Source organism: Intrasporangium calvum, assembly GCF_028446585.1.
Taxonomy (GTDB): domain Bacteria; phylum Actinomycetota; class Actinomycetes; order Actinomycetales; family Dermatophilaceae; genus Intrasporangium; species Intrasporangium calvum_A.
On sequence record NZ_JAPFQL010000132.1, the window covers coordinates 1 to 5,110 of the forward strand.

A 5,110-nucleotide genomic window follows, 5' to 3' on the forward strand; every position below is an offset into this window, starting at 1 on the left:
CCGCCTCAGTCCTTCGATGCCTCGAGCCTTGCGGTGCGCGAAGGGGACTCCAGGTCCAGGACCTTCAGCCTCGCACCAGAGGCACGAATCGGTAGGGGCCGTGGCGGCTGGTACGAACCTCCCCGGCGTCCTGCTCGAGGAGGGTCAGCCACCCGTCGATCGGGATGACCATGCGGCCGCCCTCGCCGAGCTGGTCGACGAGCTCGCGCGGTAGGCGCCGCGGGTCCGCGGAGACGAGGATCCGGTCGAAGGGGCCCGCGCTCGGTGCGCCGAGCACGCCGGGCTGCGCCCGTTCGATCCTGGCCCCGACGACGCGTTCTGCCGCGAGGTTCGCCCGGCCGACGTCGACGAGCTCGGAGACGATCTCGACGCCGAGGACCGTCCCGGTGTCGCCGACGAGGTGGGCGAGCAGGGCGGTCGTCCACCCGCTGCCCGCCCCGACGTCGAGGACCCGTTGGCCGGGCAGGACCTGCAGCAGCTCGAGCATCGTGGCGACCGTCCGCGGCTGCGAGCACGTCTGCCCGTGGCCGATCTGGATCGGCCCGTCGTGGTCAGCCCGGTAGCGGACGGCCTCCGGCAGGAACCGGTCGCGCGGGTGTGCCCTCAGGGCGGCGGCGACGCGGGCGTCCATGGGTCGATTCTGCCCGAGCAGCGTCGAGCCGGGCCGACCTGTGTCGACCAGGTGCGGTGTGGGGCTGGGTCAGGGCCGGCGGGCGATCACGTGCAGGAGCGTGCCGAGCGCGCGGTAGGGGTCGGTCCGGCCGAGTCGCTCCTCGACGTCGAGGATCAGGGTGAGCTCGTCGGGCGGGGGCGTGGGGGCGTCGACGGGCACCCCGTCCGACGCCACCCGGATGCCGTACCACGCCTCCACACGCAGTCCAGCAGCGTCACAGTGGGCGGTGAGCGAGTCGAGGGAGTCCGCCCGCGCCGGGACGCCGATCTCGTTGACGTACCGGGCGTCTCGGCCCTGCGCCGACGCAGCCTGGATCTCGTCGAGCATCGTCAGGGCGGCAGGCCAGTCGCCGCGGATCGAGGGGCGCCACGCCATGGCCGGCCCGTTGCGGGCCACGAGGGAGAGGAAGCCGTTCGGCGCCACGCGGGCGGCGAGGCGAGCCACGGCGTCACTCGCGTCGGGAAGGTACATGAGGACCCCGTGGCAGAGGACGGCGTCGAACAGGGCGTCGTCGCCGAGGACGGCACCCAGGGTCTGGAGGTCACCGGGAAGGAGCCTGATGTCAGCGGGCTCGGCCAGCCCGGCGGCATACGTCGCGAAGGCCTCTCGCATCCGCCCGTCGGGCTCCACGGCCGTGACGTGATGGCCGGCCGCGGCGAGCCGCACTGCCTGGGTGCCCTGCCCGGCACCGACGTCGAGCACGCGCAGGGGGTGAGCACCGAGGTGCTCACCCAGCTGGCGGCCCACCATCTCCTGCCGCACGACGTTGCGCAGGTTGCCCAGTCGCTCGAGCCACGGGTCCATCCCTCCACGAAAGGTGTTGTCCGCCACGCTGCGACGCTACCCGGGGACCGTCGCCCCGGCACCCGACGTCGCGGGGGAGTCGGTAGGGTCGGCCTCGTGACTGACCTGACCGACGACGTTCTCACCGCAGACCAGATCCAGCAGATCCGCGAGCGGGTCGACGCGCTCATGCCCGAGGTCCGCGCCGACCTCGAGGCGCTCGTGCGCATCCCCAGCGTCTCCGCAGCCAGCTTCGACCAGGCCGAGGTCGCTCGGAGCGCCGAGGCCGTGGCGGAGCTGCTGCGAGCCGAGGGCCTCGAGGTCGAGGTGGTCAGCGAGGGTGGTCGTCCGGCCGTCATCGGCCACATCGACGGTCCGGAGGGCGCGCCGACGGTGACCCTCTACGCCCACCACGACGTGCAGCCGCCGGGAGACGAGGGCGACTGGGACAGCGCACCGTTCGAGCCGATCGAGCGCGACGGGCGGCTCTACGGCCGCGGGGCCGCGGACGACAAGGCCGGGGTCCTCGCCCACATCGCCGCCCTGCGTGCCCACCGGGGGAGCCTGCCCGTGGGCGTGACCGTCTTCGTCGAGGGTGAGGAGGAGTCCGGTTCACCCTCGCTTCCCGCGATCCTCGAGCGGCACGGCGACCGGCTCGCGGCCGACGCCATCGTCATCGCCGACTCCGGCAACTGGGCCATCGGCACGCCCGCGCTGACGACGACGCTACGGGGCGGCATCCGCGTCGTCGTGCGCGTCGAGACCCTCGACCACTCGGTGCACTCGGGGATGTTCGGTGGGCCGGCCCCGGACGCGGTGACGGCCCTGATCAAGCTGCTCGCCACCTTGCACGACGACGAGGGCAACGTCGCCGTGCAGGGCCTGGAGGTCGGCGAGGCGGCGGACCTGGACTACGACGAGGCCCGCTTCCGCGCCGAGTCCGGCCTGCTCGACGGTGTCGAGCTCATCGGCACGGGCTCGATCCTCACGCGGCTGTGGAACAAGCCGTCCATCACGACGATCGGCATGGACGTCACCTCCGTGGCGAAGGCCTCCAACACCCTCGCGGCACGCGCTGCCGCCAAGGTCTCGATGCGACTGGCACCGACCCAGGACCCGCTCGCGGCGTTCGAGCTGCTCCAGCAGCACCTGCTCGACCACGCGCCCTGGGGGGCGAAGGTCACGGTCGAGCTCGAGGAGCACGGCTCCGGTTTCGCGGCGGACGCCAACGGCCCGCTCTACGACCAGGCCCGGGCGTCGTTCCGCGATGCCTGGGGTGTCGAGCCGGTGGACATGGGTGTCGGCGGCTCCATCCCCTTCATCTCCGACTTCGCGGCGCGCTTCCCGCAGGCCGCGATCATCGTCACCGGTGTCGAGGACCCCGACACGCGGGCGCATGGCGCCAACGAGTCGCTCCACCTCGAGGAGTTCGCCCGGGTCTGCGCGGCCGAGGCGATCTTCCTCGCGCGTCTCGGCGCCACGCGCTCCTGAGGCCCGCCCGCTGCTGAGCTGGCCCCCCGCTGAGCCGGCCCCCCGCTGAGCCGGCCCCCCGCTGAGAGCCGGCTCAGCGGCATACGGGCTGGGACAGGTCAGGCGGAAGGGGTGCCGTTGCCGCGGTAGATGCCCTCGCGCAGCTCGAGGGCGTAGGCCTCGAGGTCCGGCATCCCGAGGTCTCGCGCCACCGCGACCTCGGCCTCGATGTCATAGGGGACCCGCACGAAGTTGATCGAGAAGGCCTCGGGCGCAGGGGAGTCCAGCTTGCCCTCGAGGATCACGTAGGGCGCTGTGGGGGCGTCGAGGTGGTTGCCGACGGCACCCGCGTTGAAGAGCGTGAGTCCCTCGTCGGCCTCGAGGAACGTGCTGTGGATGTCCCCGTAGCCGACGACGTCGGGCGTCGTGTCGTCCGGCCACTGCCCGGCGCGGAACGAGCCGGTGAAGTCGGTGTTGGTGAACATCCCGAGGAACTCCTCGTGCGTGTGGGTGACCCGCACGCGCACGAACTCGCTCGTCTGCGAGGCGTGGAAGAGCCGGATCCGCTTGCCGCTCATGATGAGCTCGTGCGTGTTGGGCAGCGCGGCGAGCCAGCGGATGTCGTCCTCGGTCAGCTCGTCACGCGCCCACTGCCCGCCCTCGAAGGGCTGCACCGGGTCGCGGGAGATGAAGGTGTCCCAGTTGCCCCGGACGGTGACCTCGCACGTCTCGCGGGTCAGCTTGATCGCCTCGGAGCCGCGCGGCCCCTTCCCGACGACGTCGCCGAGGTTGAGGATCCGCGTGATGCCTCGCGCAACGATGTCGGCGAGGACCGCTTCGAGCGCGGTGACGTTGCCGTGGACGTCCGAGATGACTGCGATCCGGTCGTGGTGTGCGGCCCCCGATGCCACCCCGTCAGTCCTTGTGGGTGATGCCGGGCAGCGCCAGCATGCGGTCGAGCGCGATGCGGGCGTCAGCGGCGACCTGGCTGTCGACGACGATCGGGTTGACGACCCGGCCCTCGACGAGCGACTCGAGCGCCCACACGAGATGCGGCAGGTCGATCCGGTTCATGGTCGAGCAGTAGCAGACGTTCTTCTCCAGGAAGGCGATCCGCTGGCCGGGGAACTGCTGAGCGAGCCGCTTGACGAGGTTGAGCTCGGTGCCGACGACCCAGGCGGTGCCGTCGGGGGCGGCCGCGATGGTCTTGATGATCTTCTCGGTCGAACCGACCTCGTCGGCGAGCTCGACGACCTCGTGGCGGCACTCGGGGTGGACGATGACCTTGACGCCGGGGATCTCCCGCCGAGCCGTCTCGACCGCGTCGACGGTGAACCGCCCGTGCACCGAGCAGTGCCCGCGCCACAGGATCATCCGCGCCGCGCCGAGCTGCTCGGGGGTCAGGCCGCCGTTGGGGCGGTGCGGATCCCAGACGACGCAGTCGTCGAGCGAGAGGCCGAGCTCGCGGACGGCGGTGTTGCGGCCGAGGTGCTGGTCGGGGAGGAAGAGCACCTTGCCGTCACCGGCGACGCCGCCGACCTGCTCGAACGCCCAGTCGAGCGCGGTGCGCGCGTTGGAGCTCGTGCAGACGGTGCCGCCGTGCCGCCCCGTGAAGGCCTTGATCGCGGCGGAGGAGTTCATGTAGGTGACCGGGACGGTCCGGTCGGCCACCCCGGCCGCCTGGAGCTGCTCCCAGGCGTCCTCGACCTGGGCGATCGCGGCCATGTCGGCCATCGAGCAGCCCGCGGCCAGGTCGGGCAGGATCACCGTCTGCTCGTCGCTCGTGAGGATGTCGGCCGACTCAGCCATGAAGTGCACGCCGCAGAAGACGATGTAGGGCGCGTCAGGGCGTGCGGCGGCATCGCGCGCCAGCTTGAAGGAGTCGCCCGTGACGTCGGCGAACTGGATGACCTCGTCGCGCTGGTAGTGGTGGCCGAGCACGAAGACGCGGTCCCCCAGGGCGGCCTTGGCGGCGCGAGCGCGCTCGACGAGGTCGGGGTCGGAGGGCGCGGGGAGGTCGCCGGGACACTCCACGCCGCGTTCCGTGTGCAGGTCGGTGCCCTGACCGAGGACGAGCAGGGGCAGGGGTGCGGAGGGGGCCGCCATGTCCGTCGTCATGCGCAAAGGGTATGCCGCTGAGCCCCCTTCCTGCCCACTGGTCCCGGCGCGCCTCCCTCCGTCCCG

The 5,110-nt window shown here is 72.1% G+C and carries 5 protein-coding genes; 1 reads left to right on the forward strand and 4 read right to left on the reverse strand.

Translation table 11 applies throughout. From position 1 onward, the window contains the following. Nucleotides 1-64 precede the first annotated feature (64 nt). Together OO014_RS18775 and OO014_RS18780 are read right to left on the reverse strand one after the other, a co-directional pair. Entirely contained in the window at nt 65-631 is a 567-nt protein-coding gene (locus tag OO014_RS18775; protein WP_272463853.1) for a protein-L-isoaspartate O-methyltransferase family protein, read from the reverse strand. Between the two features lie 69 nt (nt 632-700). Continuing rightward, nucleotides 701-1,504 (reverse strand): methyltransferase domain-containing protein, encoded by an 804-nt coding sequence (locus OO014_RS18780; protein ID WP_272463854.1) that lies wholly within the window; start codon nt 1,502-1,504, stop codon nt 701-703. Between the two features lie 78 nt (nt 1,505-1,582). Between OO014_RS18780 and OO014_RS18785 the strand changes: the two genes are divergently transcribed. Further along, a complete protein-coding gene (locus tag OO014_RS18785) occupies nt 1,583-2,947 on the forward strand; it encodes a dipeptidase (RefSeq protein ID WP_272463857.1) in 1,365 nt (454 codons plus the stop codon). Nucleotides 2,948-3,045: 98 nt separating this feature from the next. Here OO014_RS18785 and OO014_RS18790 read toward each other — a convergent pair whose 3' ends face one another. After that, nucleotides 3,046-3,837, reverse strand: coding sequence for a metallophosphoesterase family protein (locus OO014_RS18790; protein ID WP_272463855.1), 792 nt, complete (start codon nt 3,835-3,837; stop codon nt 3,046-3,048). 4 nt (nt 3,838-3,841) lie between these two features. Next, entirely contained in the window at nt 3,842-5,044 is a 1,203-nt protein-coding gene (gene nadA / locus OO014_RS18795) for a quinolinate synthase NadA (RefSeq protein WP_272463856.1), read from the reverse strand. Between the last annotated feature and the right edge of the window lie 66 nt (nt 5,045-5,110).

Bases quoted from the DNA above. Each gene is read 5' to 3' on its own strand.
- OO014_RS18775 (WP_272463853.1), bottom strand. From the start codon at position 631: ATGGACGCCCGCGTCGCCGCCGCCCTGAGGGCACACCCGCGCGACCGG.
- nadA (WP_272463856.1), bottom strand. From the start codon at position 5,044: ATGACGACGGACATGGCGGCCCCCTCCGCACCCCTGCCCCTGCTCGTC.